General features: G+C 37.0%; 14 protein-coding genes. 6 read left to right on the top strand and 8 right to left on the bottom strand.

All coding sequences use genetic code 11. The features are described 5' to 3' along the window. Positions 1-245: hypothetical protein (locus tag BM084_RS19325; protein ID WP_218152262.1), on the top strand; the 245-nt coding region annotated here is incomplete at its 5' end. Between the two features lie 115 nt (positions 246-360). On the opposite strand, the gene BM084_RS18560 is transcribed toward BM084_RS19325, so the two are convergent. Next, the gene (locus BM084_RS18560) at positions 361-654 is read right to left on the bottom strand and encodes a hypothetical protein (RefSeq protein ID WP_075326636.1); all 294 of its coding nucleotides are present in this window, start codon (positions 652-654) and stop codon (positions 361-363) included. Between the two features lie 61 nt (positions 655-715). Further along, positions 716-1,783: a 3-dehydroquinate synthase gene (gene aroB / locus BM084_RS18555; RefSeq protein ID WP_093306596.1), complete on the bottom strand. Its 1,068-nt coding sequence runs from the start codon at positions 1,781-1,783 to the stop codon at positions 716-718. 110 nt (positions 1,784-1,893) lie between these two features. On the opposite strand from aroB, the gene BM084_RS18550 reads away from it, so the two are divergent. Further along, entirely contained in the window at positions 1,894-3,096 is a 1,203-nt protein-coding gene (locus BM084_RS18550) for a proline dehydrogenase family protein (protein WP_093306594.1), read from the top strand. A 188-nt stretch (positions 3,097-3,284) separates the two neighbouring features. Here BM084_RS18550 and BM084_RS18545 read toward each other — a convergent pair whose 3' ends face one another. From BM084_RS18545 to gcvT, 4 genes are all read right to left on the bottom strand, one after another. Next, a complete protein-coding gene (locus tag BM084_RS18545) occupies positions 3,285-4,004 on the bottom strand; it encodes a YebC/PmpR family DNA-binding transcriptional regulator (RefSeq protein ID WP_075326639.1) in 720 nt (239 codons plus the stop codon). Between the two features lie 96 nt (positions 4,005-4,100). Then, positions 4,101-4,391 (bottom strand): 4a-hydroxytetrahydrobiopterin dehydratase, encoded by a 291-nt coding sequence (locus tag BM084_RS18540; RefSeq protein WP_075326640.1) that lies wholly within the window; start codon positions 4,389-4,391, stop codon positions 4,101-4,103. A gap of 89 nt (positions 4,392-4,480) precedes the next feature. Next, positions 4,481-5,296, bottom strand: coding sequence for a sugar nucleotide-binding protein (locus BM084_RS18535; RefSeq protein ID WP_093306592.1), 816 nt, complete (start codon positions 5,294-5,296; stop codon positions 4,481-4,483). A 3-nt stretch (positions 5,297-5,299) separates the two neighbouring features. Then, positions 5,300-6,382: a glycine cleavage system aminomethyltransferase GcvT gene (gene gcvT, locus BM084_RS18530; RefSeq protein ID WP_075326642.1), complete on the bottom strand. Its 1,083-nt coding sequence runs from the start codon at positions 6,380-6,382 to the stop codon at positions 5,300-5,302. Positions 6,383-6,621: 239 nt separating this feature from the next. Between gcvT and BM084_RS18525 the strand changes: the two genes are divergently transcribed. Then, positions 6,622-8,142, top strand: a complete 1,521-nt coding sequence (locus BM084_RS18525; RefSeq protein ID WP_093306590.1) for an NAD(P)H-hydrate dehydratase — start codon at positions 6,622-6,624, stop codon at positions 8,140-8,142. Positions 8,143-8,397: 255 nt separating this feature from the next. After that, entirely contained in the window at positions 8,398-9,906 is a 1,509-nt protein-coding gene (hutH, locus tag BM084_RS18520; protein ID WP_093306587.1) for a histidine ammonia-lyase, read from the top strand. Here the strand turns inward: hutH and BM084_RS18515 are convergent. After that, positions 9,903-10,277, bottom strand: a complete 375-nt coding sequence (locus BM084_RS18515; protein WP_075326645.1) for a hypothetical protein — start codon at positions 10,275-10,277, stop codon at positions 9,903-9,905. The genes hutH and BM084_RS18515 overlap by 4 nt on opposite strands. Positions 10,278-10,394: 117 nt before the next feature. Next, positions 10,395-12,956 (bottom strand): ATP-dependent Clp protease ATP-binding subunit, encoded by a 2,562-nt coding sequence (locus BM084_RS18510; RefSeq protein WP_093306585.1) that lies wholly within the window; start codon positions 12,954-12,956, stop codon positions 10,395-10,397. Positions 12,957-13,207: 251 nt separating this feature from the next. Here BM084_RS18510 and gyrA point away from each other — a divergent pair, with 251 nt between their 5' ends. Further along, positions 13,208-15,739 carry a DNA gyrase subunit A gene (gyrA, locus tag BM084_RS18505; RefSeq protein ID WP_093306582.1) on the top strand — a complete coding sequence of 844 codons (2,532 nt, stop codon included), beginning with the start codon at positions 13,208-13,210 and terminating at the stop codon, positions 15,737-15,739. Between the two features lie 22 nt (positions 15,740-15,761). Further along, positions 15,762-17,000 carry a tetratricopeptide repeat protein gene (locus BM084_RS18500; RefSeq protein ID WP_075327956.1) on the top strand — a complete coding sequence of 413 codons (1,239 nt, stop codon included), beginning with the start codon at positions 15,762-15,764 and terminating at the stop codon, positions 16,998-17,000. Positions 17,001-17,356: the final 356 nt, after the last annotated feature.

Raw genomic sequence — 17,356 nt, 5'->3', positions numbered from 1 at the left:
CTGAGAAAGATAGATCGCTGGTACCGTCGACGTCTAAGGATGTGTATCTGGAAACAATGGAAACGCATCCGCACGAAAGGAAAGATGCTTATCAAGCTTGGCCTGAACAAGTGGAAAGCGTGGGAATATGCCAACACGAGGAAAAGTCACTGGCATATCGCCAACAGCTTTATCCTCACAAGGACCATCACCACGCACAGACTGAGACAGGCTGGCTACCCTTTTCTGCTGGATTATTATTCTAAAGTTAGAACATAAATTAGGGAACCGCTCAGTACGGATCCGTACGCTGAGTGGTGTGAGAGGACAGATAGGGAATTAATCCCTATCTTCCTACTCGATTTAATATTTTGTAATTCCCTAATCTTTATCTTCCTCGTCGTCTTTTTCAGGAATTTCTACGATAGGCTCGTTGTAATCTGAATCGTCGTAATCGTCTTCATCAAAATTGGCCATAGTATTTTCAAGTCGTGTGCTTACTTTAACCAGGTAAATAGTGTCTTCGGTTTTTACTTCAACCGCTTCAACTGTTTCGTTTTTTGCGTTTTTAAAGGCAATTATCTGGTCGTCATCATACCCGTCTGGATATTTCTCAACCAAAAGGCCCAGGATTTCGGGAGTTAATTTTTTGTAGTCAACAATAATTCTTTTCATAAATAAAAGTTTATGAGGATGTAGTTAGTAGGTTTTAAAAATACTGTTTTTATATTATAAATCAAGTTTTCCTGTAATATTCAAAAGCATTCCAAATTAGCGTGTTAGGTACTTTGCAATCTATCTCGGTGTTGCCAATATCTTTTAGCAGAACAAAATTTATATTTCCGTGTGAATTTTTCTTGTCGTATTTCATCAAATCTATGATTTGCTGAATGTCTTCTTCCAAAAATTCTACTTTTTCGTAAATATCCAAAATTTTAATGGTGATTTCTTTCAATTTATCTTCCGGGAAACTTTTAAGTTCTTTAGAAAGATAAGTTGCCAAAACCATTCCCACCGCAATAGCTTCGCCGTGAAGTAAAGTTGTTTTTTCAGGGTGGGTTAAAAAATAAGATTCTATAGCGTGCCCCAAGGTATGACCGTAATTTAAGGTTTTTCGCAATCCGTTTTCTTCCGGATCTTCGGTGACAACTTTAGCTTTTATTTCTACCGATTCTCTAATAATATCGTCAAGATCGTCTAAAGTTAGTTCGCTTAAATTAGTCACTTTTTCCCAATAGGTCTCGCTGCTAATTAATGCGTGTTTTAGGATCTCTGCCAAACCGCTTCGCATTTCGTTTTGGGGTAGGGTAGCCAGAAAAGATGGATCAATTATCACCATTTCAGCGTGATTAATTACGCCAATCTGGTTCTTTAAATTTCCCAGGTCTACACCGGTTTTTCCTCCAACAGATGCATCTACCATTGCCAAAAGACTGGTAGGTACATTTATGTAGCTTATGCCGCGTTTAAAAGTAGAAGCTATAAATCCGCCAAGATCGGTTACAACGCCGCCACCTACATTTATCATTAAGCTTTTTCTATCGGCATCTAATTCTGAAAGTGCATTCCAAACACCACTACAGGTTTCCAAATTTTTATTGATCTCACCGGCTTCAATCTCCAAAATCTCAAAATTTTCTGAAGCATCAATTTTCTGTAAAAAAGAAGCCAGGCAATCACGATGCGTATTATTATCTACTAGAATGAAAACTTTGGAAGGTTTTGCCTCTTTTAAATAAGTATTTATTTTATGAAAACCATCTTCCTGATAGTAAACCGGCCCTTTGGCTGCCATGTTGGACATAGTTCTTGACGTTTTAAACATTTATCTGATTGGGCTTCGAAAATAAGCAGAAATATTCATAATAAAATCAAACTTCAATAATTATATTTGCGCTAATTAAGACACACCCCATGATTAATAGAAAAATTTTTAATGATACTAAAACAGCTTTTAAATTAAAATCTGATTTAGAACTGGATCGTGCTATCTTTTTATTTAGCATGATGAAGAACAAGCAACTGGTAGATGCCGGTTCCTGGTTGACTAAAATTTCTTTAAAGCTACACCTGCCTGTAGAAGGACTGATTAAAAAAACCATTTTTGAACAGTTTTGTGGTGGTGTTACCGAAGATGATTGCAAGCCGCTCACCAAAGAAATGTATGCTGAAAAATTGCACGGCATTCTTGATTATTCGGTTGAGGGTAAAGAAACCGAAGAGCAGTTTGATGCTGCTTTAGATAAAAAAATGAAGTTGATAAAATTCGCTGCTGAAAGTGAAGAATTGCCATTTTCGCTCTTTAAACCTACAGGAATTGGAAGGTTTGCTATTTGGGAAAAAATCACAGAACGTATTAATTTAAGCGACGAAGAAAAAGAAGAATGGGAACGTGTTAAAGAAAGAGTTGATACTCTTTGTAAATGTGCTTATGATAATAATGTAAGATTATACGCCGATGCCGAGGAAAGTTGGATGCAACTCGCAGCCGATGAATTGATGGAAGAAATGATGAAAAAGTATAACAAGGAGAAAATTCTTATTTATAATACTTTTCAGTGTTACCGTTGGGACAGGTTGGAGTATGTAAAAAATCTTCACGAAAGAGCTAAAGAAGAAGGCTTTAAAATAGGTGCTAAAATTGTGCGTGGAGCTTATATGGAAAAAGAAAATGCACGTGCAAAAAAATATAATTATACTACCCCAATTTGCGAAAACAAGGAAGCTACAGATGTTAATTTTAATAGCGTGATGTCTTACTGTTTAGCAAACCTTAATGATATACATTTATTTATAGGTACACATAACGAGGTGAGTAATTATCTTGCGCTGCAAAGTATGGAAGATAAAGGCCTTCCTTTAAACGACGATCGTATTTGGTTTAGCCAACTTTATGGAATGAGTGATCATATTAGTTATAACCTGGCAAAGAAAGGATACAATTCAGCGAAATTAGTGCCTTTTGGTCCTGTACGCGAAGTGGTACCTTATTTATTAAGGAGGGCGCAGGAAAATACATCGGTTAAGGGGCAAACAGGGCGTGAACTTTCGCTTTTAGAAGAAGAAAAGAAACGTAGAAAGGGCCAACCAACAAAACACGATAGGGGAGAGCACTAAAAATTAAAAAGCTGTTTAGAATTTAGTTTTTTTAGAAGAATGTCATTCTGAACTTATTTCATAATCTAACATATTAGAACTCCGAACAAATTTCGGAGCAGGCTCTGAACCAGGTTCAGGTTGACGTTAAAAATAGCTAAACCTCCTAAACAGCTTTTACACTTATTTCTAAAGAAACCAACAGCCGTTTAAGCCTCAGTTTCTTCCATAGTGTGATATACATTTTGTACATCATCGTCTTCTTCCAGCCTTTCCAGTAGCTTCTCAACATCTGCAGCTTCTTCAGTAGAAAGTGGTTTGGTAACCTGTGGGATTCTTTCAAATCCTGAAGAAAGTATTTCAATCTCTCTATTTTCTAATTCTTTTTGAATAGCTCCAAAATATTCGAAAGGTGCGTAAATGTGAATGCCATCTTCATCTTCAAAAACTTCTTCGGCGCCAAAATCTATAAATTCAAGTTCCAATTCTTCCACGTCAAGTCCTTCAGCATTCAGTCTGAAATTACAAGTGTGGTCAAACATAAATTCAACTGAACCTGAAGTTCCAAGGTTTCCATCACATTTATTAAAATGAGAGCGAACATTCGCAACGGTACGGTTATTATTATCGGTAGCGGTTTCTACCAATACGGCAATTCCGTGGGGTGCATAACCTTCAAAAAGTACAATTTTATAATCGCCCTGATTTTTATCACTCGCCCTTTTAATGGCACGCTCAATATTATCTTTGGGCATATTCACGCTTTTCGCGTTTTGAATAACTGCTCTTAATTTGGCATTGGTATCAGGATCTGGGCCGCCTTCTTTAACAGCCATCACAATATCTTTTCCAATGCGGGTAAAGGCTTTGGCCATTGCAGACCAGCGTTTCATCTTACGCGCCTTTCTAAATTCAAATGCTCTTCCCATTTATTCTGAATAAAAAATTGAAGCAAAAATATAAAAAAGCTTCCAATTCAATTTAAAAATTGGAAGCTTTAAATTTCAATGCTCTTTTTTCTTAATTTAAGCCGAAGCTTCTACTATTTCTTCAATAGCTTTTGCCAGTTTAAAATCTTTTTCGGTTACTCCATCGGCATCGTGGGTAGAAAGGGAAATTTCAAGTTCATTATAAACATTTCCCCAATTTGGATGATGCTGCTGGGCTTCGGCTTCAAAAGCAATTCGCGTCATTACCGTAAAAGCGTCTTTAAAATTGGCAAACTGAAATGAAGTATGAATTGCATTATCTTTATAAACCCAGCCCTCAAGATTTTCCAGTTTTTTATTGATTTCGTCTTCGCTAAGCTTTTTCATTGTAATAATTTTTAAGGATTAGTCCTTTAAATTTAAGCAACTAAAGCCTGAATTTTCAATCTAATTAGGTTTTAGTACAAGATTAACACCTAACTCTTTATTGATGCCTTTGCGACTTGCTGTACTGAAACCTGTAAGTTTTTAGGTAGAATGTTTTCTTTAGGTAAAACCGCTAAAAACCTATCGAAATTAGAATCGTAGATATTTTTAAAAACGAGGTTTTTATAACCTAAAACTTCACAAACCTCTTCAATAAAATCTTTTTGATGTACCAGATCGCTGCTTCCCAAATGAAAAACTCCCTGTTTTTTTCTATTAATGATATAATGAATTTGCTGGGTTACTTTTTCAATTTCAGTAACATTAATCACTACGTTTGGGAAAACTTCTATGGCTTCACCCAAATCTATAAGGGTTTTAATTTGCTTTAGTCGGGGAGAATTATGGCCAAAAACCATTGGTAAACGTAAAATGTTATACTTATCGTTTGGGAGCCTTAGCAGGGCATTTTCAATCTTAATTTTAAACCTGCCGTAAATACTTTGGGAAAGTGTTTTGTCATATTCATAAGAAGGGAAATTGGTAAAAGCATCAAACACATTGGCAGATGAAATAAATAGCAATTTACATTTATGAGTGAGGATGTAATTAATTATTTCAAAATGAGCGATTATTTGCGCATCAAAATTTCCCCGAACGGCAGAGATAATAATCGTAGGTTTTACATTTTGAAGCAGGATCTCAATATTTTCAGTTTCCATATCAAAATGATGAAACTGGTGATTTTCTTCAAAAACGCGGTTTGGAGTGTGGTAGGTACCGTGGGTATCAAAAAAGGAGCATAGCTCTTTATATAAGGCGTTGCCTATAAAGCCGCTTGCTCCTAAAATTAAAATTCGTTCCAAAAACTATCCTTTATAAAAGGGCAATTTCACCTGTACGGCCGGAATGGATTTTTTTCTAACTTTTATAAAAATCTTGTTGCCAAATTTAGCAACTTCCGAAGGCACGTAGCCTAAACCTATTCCTTTTTCCAGCGATGGTGACATTGTCCCAGAAGTTACTTCGCCAATAACCTTGCCATCTTCATCTTCAATTTCGTAACCCTGGCGCGGGATTCCACGTTCTTCCAATTCAAAGGCGATTAACTTTCGTTTTGGTCCTTCTTCTTTTTCTTTCTTTAAAGCTTCAGAATTAATAAAATCTTTGGTGAATTTGGTAATCCACCCCAATTTAGCTTCAATTGGCGAAGTGGTTTCGTCTATATCATTGCCATAGAGACAGAAGCCCATTTCCAGTCTTAAAGTATCACGTGCAGCTAAACCAATAGGTTTGATACCGTAGTCTTTCCCGGCTTCCATCACGCGATCCCAAATTTGCTCGGCATCTTCGTTTTTAAAATAGATCTCAAATCCGCCGCTGCCGGTATAACCTGTAGCCGAAATAATCACTTTATCTATTCCAGCAAATTCAGCAACTTCAAAAGTGTAGAATTTCATGTTAGAAAGATCTACATCGGTTAAAGATTGCATAGCTTCTGCCGCTTTTGGTCCCTGAATAGCCAAAAGTGAAAATTCGTCAGACATATCGCGCATCGTTGCATCCATAGTATTATGTTGCGCGATCCAGTTCCAGTCTTTATCTATGTTAGAAGCATTTACTACCAGCAAATATTTTTCAGAATTAATCCTGTATACAATTAAATCGTCAACAATTCCGCCGGTTTCGTTTGGCATTACTGTATATTGCGCTTTCCCGTCTACCAGTTTAGAAGCATCGTTAGTGGTAATTTTCTGAATAAGTTCCAGAGCCTTATCCCCGGTAATTAGGAATTCCCCCATATGGGAAACATCAAAAACACCTAATTTTTCACGAACGTTTTGGTGTTCAATATTCACACCTTCATAAGAAATAGGCATATTATAACCTGCAAAAGGTACCATTTTGGCATTTAATTCTTTATGTCTGGCAGCTAGGGCAACTTCTTTCATTTTTCTAAAATTTGGGCAAATTTATTGATTTCACTTTGAATACAATATTAAAAAAATACTTTTTATGAAGAATAGTTAACATAATAGGCTTAGCACGCAGTTTTATATTTAATAAGTTTCTGTATTAAACTTTTATTGGCAAAACTCCCCGAAATTTAAGTTTAGATTTAATTTTTAGAACAAAGCTTTCAGGCTTTAATTTGTAATTTTATGAATGTAATTATTCAACCTAACCAATTATGAAGATACTCTCTGCAGAACAATTAAAAGAAGCTGATGAAGTTACACTTAAGACTGAAGGAATTTCGAGCACACGTTTAATGGAACGTGCCGCAAGTCTTGTTTTTAACGAAATTCATACCCGACTTGAAGGTGCAGATATCAATATTAAAATTTTCTGCGGAATAGGAAATAACGGTGGCGACGGACTGGTGTTGGCGCGTTTACTTCATAAATACGGTTATAAGGTTGAAGTTTACGTGGTGAATTACAGCGATAAACGATCTGATGATTTTCTTGTGAATTACGATCGCTATAAAAAAGAAAGCCATACCTGGCCTGAATTGATAAAACGAGAAGAAGATTTTCCTGAAATTTCTCCCGGTGATTTTGTGGTAGATGCCATTTTTGGAATTGGGTTAAACCGCCCCGCTGAAGGCTGGCTTGCAAAATTGTTGTTGCATATTAATGAATCTGGCGCATTTTGCCTGGCGGTAGATATGCCTTCAGGATTGTTCCCTGATAAAGTGCCGGCAGAAGATACTGCGGTGATTAAAGCAAATTATACCCTTACTTTCCAAACCCCGAAACTGGTATTTTTTCTGCCTCAATCTATGAAATATGCAGGTGAAGTACAGGTTTTAGATATTGGTTTAGATCGCGGTTATTTGAAAGAAGTTCAAGCAATGGCGCAGCTTATTGGCAAGCGTGAAGCCAGGCATCTTTATAAACCGCGTGATAAAAACTCGCATAAAGGAGACTACGGCCATACACTTGTAGTTGGTGGGAGTTATGGAAAAATTGGAAGTATAGTACTTTCGGCAAAATCTACATTAAGAGCGGGTGCCGGTTTATGTAGTGTTTTTGTTCCAAAATGTGGATACGAAATTTTACAATCTAGCTTTCCGGAAGCAATGGTAATTACAGATGAAAACGATAAAGAGCTCACCAATATTAAAACCGATCTGGAACCCGATGTGATTTGTTTTGGAATGGGAGCGGGGAAATCTTCTAATACGGTAAAAGCATTTAAAAACTTACTGGGAAGAATTAAAAACCCTATGCTAATTGATGCCGATGGATTAAATATGCTTTCTGAAAATAATGAATTACTGGGTTTGCTTCCTAAAAATTCGGTATTAACGCCGCATCCAAAGGAATTAGAAAGGCTAATAGGGAAGTGGAATGATGACTTTGAGAAGATTCATAAGATTGAGAAATTCACTAAAAAATATAAGATAATTCTGGTTTTAAAAGGAGCGCATAGCTTTGTATTTAGCGGAAAACATATCTATATAAATAATTCCGGAAATTCCGGGATGGCCACAGCGGGAAGTGGCGATGTCCTTTCAGGCATAATTGCCGGATTAATGTCTCAAAAATACGAACCCCTTGTGGCAGCAATTTTAGGCGTATATCTACACGGGCTCGCGGGTGATATTTGCGCTGAAGAAAGTGGTTATGAAGCTTTAATTTCGGGAGATATAAGCGACAACCTGGGAAAAGCATTTTTAGCTTTAATGAAGGACGAGAAGAAGTGATAGGTTCTTCTTTTAGAATTGTTTAAAACTTTTGGTTGAATAATTCTTAAAATTTTGGTTTTAAATTTGGATTGCATCAGTAGAAATATGAATTTTGGCCCGTAAATTAAAAGGATTTTATTTTATAGCTGAAATATTATTTTTAATCATTTTTCGGAATAAAATTTAATCATTACTTATTTAATAAAATTTGCCTGAATTTACCGTAATTTCAATAAGTTCAGGATATTTCTCCATTATCTAAAATTGTAAGTTATGCAGTCTCATCATTATATCAGTTCAGCCATTTTAGATTTAGAAACCATTGAAGATATAATGGTAAATAAGAAGCAATTGGCGCTTAGTGAAGAGGCTGAATCCAATATTCAGAAATCCAGAAAATACTTAAACAAAAAAATTACAGAAAGTGATACACCAGTGTATGGAATAAATACCGGTTTTGGAGCTTTATGTAATGTAAAAATAAGTCCGGGGAAGTTAACCGAGCTTCAGCAAAACCTGGTGAAATCTCACGCCTGCGGAACCGGCGATAAAGTAAATAAAGAGATTGTAAGGTTGATGCTTTTACTAAAAATTCAGTCTTTAAGCTATGGAAATTCTGGTATAGCCCTGGAAACTGTTTTAAGACTTATAGATTTTTACAATCAGGATATTTTGCCGGTGGTTTATGAGCAGGGTTCGTTGGGAGCGTCGGGCGATCTCGCCCCATTGGCGCATTTGGCCTTACCTTTAATTGGTGAGGGAGAGGTTTATTTTGAAGATAAAATAATTAGCGGGGAAAAATTACTGAAAAACCAAAATTGGGAAGCTTTAAAATTGCAATCTAAAGAGGGGTTAGCTTTGCTAAACGGAACGCAATTTATGAGCGCTCACGCCGTTTACGCCTTACTGAAATCTTATAAATTATCTTACCTGGCCGACCTTATTGGTTCGGTCTCCATAGATGCTTTTGATTGTAACTTATCTCCTTTTGATGAGTTGGTTCATTTGGCAAGGCCCCATCGCGGACAAATAAAAACTGCCGAACGTATTCGTAGATTTTTGGAAGACAGCCAGATTGCTATGAGCGAAAAGGAAAATGTACAGGACCCTTACAGTTTTAGATGTATCCCGCAAGTGCACGGAGCAAGTAAGGATACCTTGAGTTTTGTTAGAAAAACCATTAAAACCGAAATCAATTCGGTTACCGATAATCCCAATATTTTTATTGAAGAAGATAAGATTATTTCTGGAGGTAATTTTCACGGTCAGCCTCTGGCCCTGGCAGTAGATTATTTAGCAATTGCGTTGGCAGAACTTGCTAATATTTCAGAAAGAAGAACTTATCAATTGGTTTCGGGACTTCGGGGTTTACCGGCATTTCTGGTTGAAAATCCAGGTTTAAATAGCGGGTTTATGATTCCGCAGTACACCGCCGCAAGTATAGTAAGCCAGAATAAACAACTTGCAGTACCGGCTTCGGTAGATTCCATTGTTTCTTCTAACGGGCAGGAAGATCACGTAAGTATGGGGGCAAACGGCGCAACAAAGCTTTTAAAAGTTGTAGAAAATTTAAATAGTGTTCTGGCTATTGAATTATTTAACGCATCACAAGCTATGCACTTTAGAGAGCCGGCAGAAACTTCGGCAATGCTAAGTGATGTTTTAAATGAATTTAGAGCCGAAGTTCCGATATTACATACCGATGTAACGATGGCGCCTTATATAAAGTCGGCTAAATCTTTTCTTGAAAATTTTAATTTTACTGAAAATTTCTTCGATTAAATTTCGAATTGAATCCAATTTATTGCCTGGTCTAAATTATCAAAAACCTCAAAAGAATTCTGGGTTTTGTAAAACTGGCGTTCTACTTTATGCGCATTTAACCGAATAAGTTCATTTTCACTTACTACGGCAATAGCTTTTAAATTTTGGGCCTGGGCAGATTCCCGGTAAACCATAGGATCTACTGCATAAGAATTTTTTCGGAAAGAAATATATCCATAGTCTTTCCCTTTAAATACCTCTTTTCCAATAGCTAATAATTCTTTGTTATTTTCGGAGGTAAAGAGAAGACCTTCGTTTAATTCGGCAATTAGGATATTTTGAAAAATGCGCACCTGCCCAAATTTCACTTCCAATTTATCAGTAGTCATTAATGTAGGGATTAATTCTTTGCAAATTTAATATATTTCAGGGAATATATTAAAAAAAGGCTATTTGAAATGAATCTTTCAAATAGCCTCTTATAAAACTAATTATTCCCTAAATCACTAAGATTCAGTTTCTTTAACTGCCTTATCAATTTTTATAGTTAATTCATTTTTCTCTTCATCGAGATCCATAAAAATCTTATCACCTTCAGCTAATTTTGAAGTTATGATTTCTTCAGCAAGAGCATCTTCTATATATTTTTGAATCGCTCTATTTAACGGTCTTGCGCCATATTGTTTATCGAATCCTTTTTCAGCAATAAAATCTTTTGCCTTATCACTTAAAGTTAATTTATAACCAAGGCTTCCAATTCTATTGAATAATTTCACTAATTCAATATCAATAATCTTATGAATATCTTCCCGTTCAAGACTGTTGAAGATCACTACATCATCAATCCTGTTTAAGAATTCTGGAGCAAATGCTTTTTTAAGCGCGTTTTCAATTACACTTCTTGCATTTTCATCGGCTTGAGAGCGCTGGGAAGCGGTACCAAATCCAACTCCCTGGCCAAAATCTTTAAGTTTTCTTGCTCCAATATTAGAAGTCATGATGATTATAGTATTTCTAAAATCTATCTTTCTTCCTAAGCTATCGGTTAAATATCCGTCATCTAAAACCTGAAGCAGCATATTGAAAACATCTGGATGGGCTTTTTCTACCTCGTCCAGTAGAATAACCGCGTAAGGTTTTCTGCGTACTTTTTCTGTAAGCTGTCCACCTTCTTCGTAACCCACGTATCCAGGAGGCGCTCCTACTAATCTAGAAATGGCGAATTTCTCCATATATTCACTCATATCTATTCGAATAAGTGAATCGTCGTTATCAAATAACTCGCGAGCAAGTACTTTAGCCAACTGTGTTTTTCCAACCCCGGTTTGGCCTAAAAATATAAACGATCCAATGGGTTTGTTTGGATCTTTTAGACCCGCACGGTTTCTTTGAATGGCTTTTACCACTTTTCCAACCGCATCGTCCTGGCCAATAACTTTTCCTTTAATTTTCTTAGGAAGTTCAACCAGTTTATTGCTTTCGGTTTGTGCAATACGATTAACAGGTACGCCGGTCATCATAGAAACAACATCAGCCACGCTATCTTCATCAACCGTTTCCTTGTGTTTCTTAGATTCTTCTTCCCATTTTTCCTGGGCTATTTGTAGTTCTTTTTCAAGATTTTTCTCATCGTCCCTAAGTTTAGCAGCTTCTTCGTATTTCTGCTTTTTAACTACAGAATTTTTCTTTTCGCGCACTTCTTCCAGTTTACGCTCAAGGTCTAAAATCTGTTTTGGAACATCAATATTGGTGATATGCACTCGAGAACCTGCTTCATCTAAAGCATCAATAGCTTTATCTGGTAAAAAACGATCGGTTAAATACCTGTTGGTTAATTTTACACAGGCTTCAATCGCTTCATCTGTATAAGAAACGTTGTGGTGCTCTTCGTATTTATCTTTAATATTATTTAGAATTTCAATAGTTTCTTCAACTGAAGTAGGCTCAACAATAACCTTTTGGAACCTTCTTTCTAAAGCTCCATCCTTCTCAATATACTGCCTGTACTCATCTAAAGTAGTAGCACCTATACATTGAATTTCACCTCTCGCAAGAGCGGGTTTAAACATATTGCTGGCATCCAGACTTCCAGTAGCGCCGCCCGCACCTACAATGGTATGAATCTCGTCTATAAAAAGAATAATATCGTCATTCTTTTCAAGCTCGTTCATCACGGCTTTCATACGCTCCTCAAACTGGCCACGGTATTTGGTTCCTGCTACTAAACTGGCAAGATCTAAAGTCACCACGCGTTTATCAAACAGTATTCTTGAAACTTTACGTTGAATAATTCTAAGCGCTAAACCTTCTGCAATAGCCGATTTACCAACTCCGGGTTCACCAATTAGCAATGGGTTATTTTTCTTTCTTCTACTTAAAATTTGAGAAACCCTTTCAATTTCCTTCTCACGCCCAACAACGGGATCAAGTTTATCATTTTCGGCCATCGCAGTTAAATCCCTTCCGAAGTTATCTAAAACTGGAGTTTTAGATTTTTTGGAAGTTTTGCCAGGGCCGCTACCGCCTCCGCTAAACGGATTGTCTTTAGTAGCGTCATCGGTATTACTATCGTCGTCAGAAAATGATTCGGCCGTAGGACTGTCCTGAAAATCAGTTTCATCACTGGCAATCATATACTTAAATTGATCTTTAACCCCATCATAATCTATCTTAAGCTTATTAAGTAGTTTGGTGGTGGGATCGTTCTCATTTCTTAAAATACATAGCAATAGATGCGCAGTATTTATATTAGAACTTTGAAAAAGCTTTGCTTCTAAAAAAGTTGTTTTCAGGGCTCGCTCTGCCTGGCGGGTAAGGTGCAGGTTTCTTTTTTCGTTAGAAACCGCAGTAGACTCGGGATTGGCCGGGCTAAGTATTTCTACTTTGCGTCTTAAATGACTTAAATCTATATCTAAAGCATTTAAAATAACTATGGCTTTACCATCTCCATCTCGCAGCAAACCAAGCATAAGGTGTTCAGTTCCAATAAAATCGTGGCCTAAACGCAGTGCTTCTTCCTTGCTATATGCAATTACATCTTTTACTCTTGGTGAAAAATTATCATCCATCTTTATCTTCCTTTCTCTCTAATGATTTATTAAGTACAAAACTTTCAAAAATTGTACCTAATCCTATGATATTAGCTAATTGACAAAATTACTTTCAATATTCAAAGGGTAAAATAAGGAACTTATTAACGATAGCACACTAAATATTTGTTAATAAAATTTGGGTAAACAATACGCCAAACAGGGCTTGAACATCTATAAAATATGTAAATTGGCTCGTTAGATTAGAGAACTAAAATAAACTTTACAATATGGCTGAAGGAGAAAAGCTTATTCCTATAAATATTGAAGATGAAATGAAATCGGCCTACATTGATTATTCAATGTCGGTCATTGTGTCACGTGCTTTACCAGATGTTCGTGACGGGTTAAAACCGGTGCATCGCCGGGTATTGTACGGTATGTATGAACTTGGTGTACTCTCTAACCGGTCTTATAAAAAATCGGCCAGGATTGTAGGGGAAGTGCTTGGTAAGTATCACCCTCACGGTGATTCTTCTGTTTACGATACTATGGTAAGGATGGCCCAGCACTGGAGCATGCGCTATATGCTTGTAGACGGGCAGGGTAACTTTGGGTCTGTAGATGGCGATAGCCCTGCAGCAATGCGTTATACCGAGGCCAGAATGCGAAAAATTAGTGAGGATATGCTCGCTGATATCGATAAGGAAACGGTAGATACCCAGCTAAACTTTGACGACTCTTTAAACGAGCCGGTGGTGATGCCAACGCGTATTCCCAACCTTCTTGTAAATGGTGCCAGCGGTATTGCTGTAGGTATGGCTACCAATATGGCACCTCATAATATTTCTGAAGTAATAGACGGAACCGTTGCATATATTGAAAACCACGATATTGAAGTAGAAGAGTTAATGGAGCATATAAAAGCTCCCGATTTTCCTACCGGCGGAATTATTTATGGTTATGATGGTGTTCGTGAAGCTTTTAAAACCGGAAGAGGCCGTATTGTTATGCGCGCTAAATCTTCATTAGAAGAAATCAACGGAAAAGAGTTTTTAGTAGTTACTGAAATTCCTTACCAGGTGAACAAGGCAGATATGATCAAGAAAACTGCCGATCTTGTTAACGAAAAGAAAATTGAAGGGATTAGTCTTATTAGAGATGAATCTGATAGAAACGGGATGAGAATCGTTTATCAATTAAAACGAGATGCAATCCCCAATATAGTTTTAAATACCCTTTATAAACATACCGCTTTACAAACTTCTTTTAGTGTAAATAATATTGCACTTGTAAAAGGAAGGCCAGAGATGCTTAACCTAAAAGATATTATTTATCATTTTGTAGAGCATAGGCACGAGGTTGTTGTAAGAAGAACAGAATTTGAACTTAAAAAGGCCGAAGATAGGGCTCATATCCTTGAAGGTTTAATTATCGCTTCAGATAATATAGATGAGGTAATTGCATTAATTCGTTCTTCCAGCAATGCTGAAGAAGCCAGGAATAAATTAATTGAGCGCTTTGAATTAAGCGAATTGCAGGCAAAGGCCATTGTAGAGATGCGTTTACGCCAGCTTACCGGCCTGGAACAGGACAAGCTTCGTGCAGAGTATGAAGAGATAATGAAAACCATAGAAGACCTTAAAGACATTTTGGCACGAAAAGAACGCAGAATGCAGGTTATTAAGGACGAACTTCTTGAGATTAAAGAAAAATATGGCGACGAAAGACGTTCTACCATAGAATATTCTGGTGGCGATCTAAGTATAGAAGATATGATCCCAGATGAACGTGTGGTGATTACAATTTCTCACGCTGGTTATATAAAAAGGACTTCTTTAAACGAATATAAAACCCAAAACAGGGGAGGAGTTGGCCAAAAAGGTTCTAATACCCGAAATGAAGATTTCTTAGAATATTTATTCTCTGGAACCAATCACCAGTACATGTTATTCTTTACTCAAAAAGGAAAATGTTTCTGGATGCGGGTTTACGAAATTCCGGAAGGAAGTAAAGCCTCTAAAGGTAGAGCGATTCAGAATCTTATAAATATAGATCCAGACGATCGCGTAAAAGCCTTTATCTGTACTCAAGATCTTAAAGATGAAGAGTACATCAATAAGCATTATGTAATTATGGCCACTAAAAAAGGCCAGGTTAAGAAAACTTCTTTAGAGCAATATTCAAGACCTCGAACTAATGGAATTAATGCAATTACCATTAAAGAAGATGACGAATTGCTTGAAGCAAAGTTAACCAACGGGGATAGCCAGGTAATGCTTGCCGTAAGAAGTGGTAAAGCCATTAGGTTTGAAGAAGGAAAAACCAGGCCAATGGGAAGAAATGCTTCAGGGGTAAGAGGAATTACACTTGCCGACGATAAAGACGAAGTGGTAGGAATGATCTCGGTAGAAGATTTTAATTCTGATATTCTTGTAGTTTCTGAAAATGGATACGGAAAAAGATCAAGCCTTGAAGATTACAGGATTACCAACAGGGGAGGAAAAGGTGTCAAAACAATTTCCATTACCGAAAAAACCGGAAGTCTTGTTGCAATTAAAAATGTTTCAGATGATGAGGATATAATGATTATCAATAAATCTGGAATTGTAATACGAATGGAAGTTGCAAATCTTAGAGTTATGGGACGTGCAACTCAGGGTGTTAGATTAATCAATCTAAAAGGAAACGATGCCATTGCAGCCGTTGCAAAAGTACTGCACGATGAAGATGATGTTGAGTTGATGGAAGACGCCGAGAAGGCCGAAGATGCTGAAGAAAACCCAAATGGCACAACTATTGTAGACGATAGTGAAGAATAACTATAATAAAAACCAAAACAAGATGAAAACTAATATTTTTACTGTTGCGTTGTCATTATTATCGGTGGCTGCCGTTGCACAAAAAAGTGAGATTAGAGATGCAGGCGATGCCGTAGAAGATGGCAACTATGCAGAAGCCAAAACGCAATTACAAACTGCCGAGTCTATGCTCTCTGAAGCAAATGATAAATGGACCGAGCGATTCTACCTTTATAAAGGCCAGGCTTACTTAGGAAACGGAGAAAATGCTTCTCTGGAAGACCTGGAAGTTGCTGCAGAAGCTTTTCAGAAAGCCCAGGAAATGGGAAATGATGATGAAGCTATACAGGGTTTTGACCAGGTAAGAAATGCTTTAGTACAAAGCGCGATTAACGATCAAAATACAGAGAATTACGAAAGTGCTTCAGATAAATTGTATTACAGCTACCAGTTAAATAAGCAGGATACACTTTATTTATACTATGCTGCGGCTAACTCGTTGAACGCTCAGGATTACACTACAGCTTTAGGTTACTATGAAGATCTAAAAGAATTAGGTTTTGATGGTTCTGGTGTAGAATATCTTGCCACCAATGTAGAAACTGGTGAACAGGAAGTAATGCAAAAAGAGCAACGAGATTTAATGATTAAAACGGGCGAGTACGAAAATCCTCAAGACCGTAAAATTCCTACTAAAAAAGGAGAGATTGCTAAAAATATTGCTTTAATCTATATCCAGGAAGGTCAGGATGAAAAAGCAATTGAAGCTATCCAGGATGCTAAAGCAGAAAATCCTGACAATATTGCACTAATCCAGGCAGAAGCCGATGTTTATTACAGAATGGGTGATAAGGAAAAGTACAATGAACTAATGCAGGAAATTGTAAAGAAAAATCCTAACGATCCTAACGTATATTACAACTTAGGTGTAACAGCTGCAGATTTAGGCAATAACGAACAGGCTATTGAATATTACGAAAAAGCTCTTGAAATTGATCCCGAAATGACCAATGCAAGAATGAATATTGTAGTGGCAATTTTAGCAAAAGAACGTGAGTTAATTGATGAGATGAATCAGCTTGGAATGAGTAAGGAAGATAACAAACGTTATGAGGAGCTGGAAGAAGAGCGTAAAGAGATTTACGAGGAGGCTGTTCCATACCTTGAAAAGGTGATTGAAAATGATCCTGAGAATGTTAACGCAATTAGAACTACTATTAACATCTATACCCAATTAGGTGAAGACGAAAAAGCTGCAGAGCTTAAAGCTCGTTTAGAGTAATTTATCCTCTTACTTTATATTTTAAACCACCGTTTTTCGCGGTGGTTTTTTGTTTGCCCTGCATGCAAACAATTCCGGGACTTGAAAGAAAGCCCGCTCACCTGATCGGAGGGAAGAGCAATGTAAAGTCAAGTGCGTCACTGGCAACGGTGGTGTGTGAAGGAAGACCTAGCAAGTTAGTGGAACATAGAGAAATCGAACCGATTCTGGCATATATTGGGGGTAAGGTTGCAAAAAGTGCCGATGCCCAAAATCCGAATAGCAATATATGTTAAAACGGATGGCTTCACTAACAGGAATGTTTGCTTAACGGGGGAAGCCTGATTATTCGCCTTTCCAGGCTAAGCAGAAACAAG

Source organism: Salegentibacter agarivorans (genome assembly GCF_900113135.1).
Taxonomy (GTDB): Bacteria; Bacteroidota; Bacteroidia; order Flavobacteriales; family Flavobacteriaceae; genus Salegentibacter; species Salegentibacter agarivorans.
Note: the sequence above shows the minus strand (reverse complement) of the source record. Positions and strands in the feature narration are given on the sequence as shown.

Excerpts from the sequence above, each read along its gene's own strand:
- BM084_RS18510 (WP_093306585.1), bottom strand. The coding sequence starts at position 12,956 with ATGGATGATAATTTTTCACCAAGAGTAAAAGATGTAATTGCATATAGC.
- BM084_RS18515 (WP_075326645.1), bottom strand. The coding sequence starts at position 10,277 with ATGACTACTGATAAATTGGAAGTGAAATTTGGGCAGGTGCGCATTTTT.
- hutH (WP_093306587.1), top strand. The coding sequence starts at position 8,398 with ATGCAGTCTCATCATTATATCAGTTCAGCCATTTTAGATTTAGAAACC.
- aroB (WP_093306596.1), bottom strand. The coding sequence starts at position 1,783 with ATGTCCAACATGGCAGCCAAAGGGCCGGTTTACTATCAGGAAGATGGT.
- BM084_RS18540 (WP_075326640.1), bottom strand. The coding sequence starts at position 4,391 with ATGAAAAAGCTTAGCGAAGACGAAATCAATAAAAAACTGGAAAATCTT.
- BM084_RS18545 (WP_075326639.1), bottom strand. The coding sequence starts at position 4,004 with ATGGGAAGAGCATTTGAATTTAGAAAGGCGCGTAAGATGAAACGCTGG.
- gcvT (WP_075326642.1), bottom strand. The coding sequence starts at position 6,382 with ATGAAAGAAGTTGCCCTAGCTGCCAGACATAAAGAATTAAATGCCAAA.
- gyrA (WP_093306582.1), top strand. The coding sequence starts at position 13,208 with ATGGCTGAAGGAGAAAAGCTTATTCCTATAAATATTGAAGATGAAATG.
- BM084_RS18560 (WP_075326636.1), bottom strand. The coding sequence starts at position 654 with ATGAAAAGAATTATTGTTGACTACAAAAAATTAACTCCCGAAATCCTG.
- BM084_RS18500 (WP_075327956.1), top strand. The coding sequence starts at position 15,762 with ATGAAAACTAATATTTTTACTGTTGCGTTGTCATTATTATCGGTGGCT.
- BM084_RS18525 (WP_093306590.1), top strand. The coding sequence starts at position 6,622 with ATGAAGATACTCTCTGCAGAACAATTAAAAGAAGCTGATGAAGTTACA.
- BM084_RS18550 (WP_093306594.1), top strand. The coding sequence starts at position 1,894 with ATGATTAATAGAAAAATTTTTAATGATACTAAAACAGCTTTTAAATTA.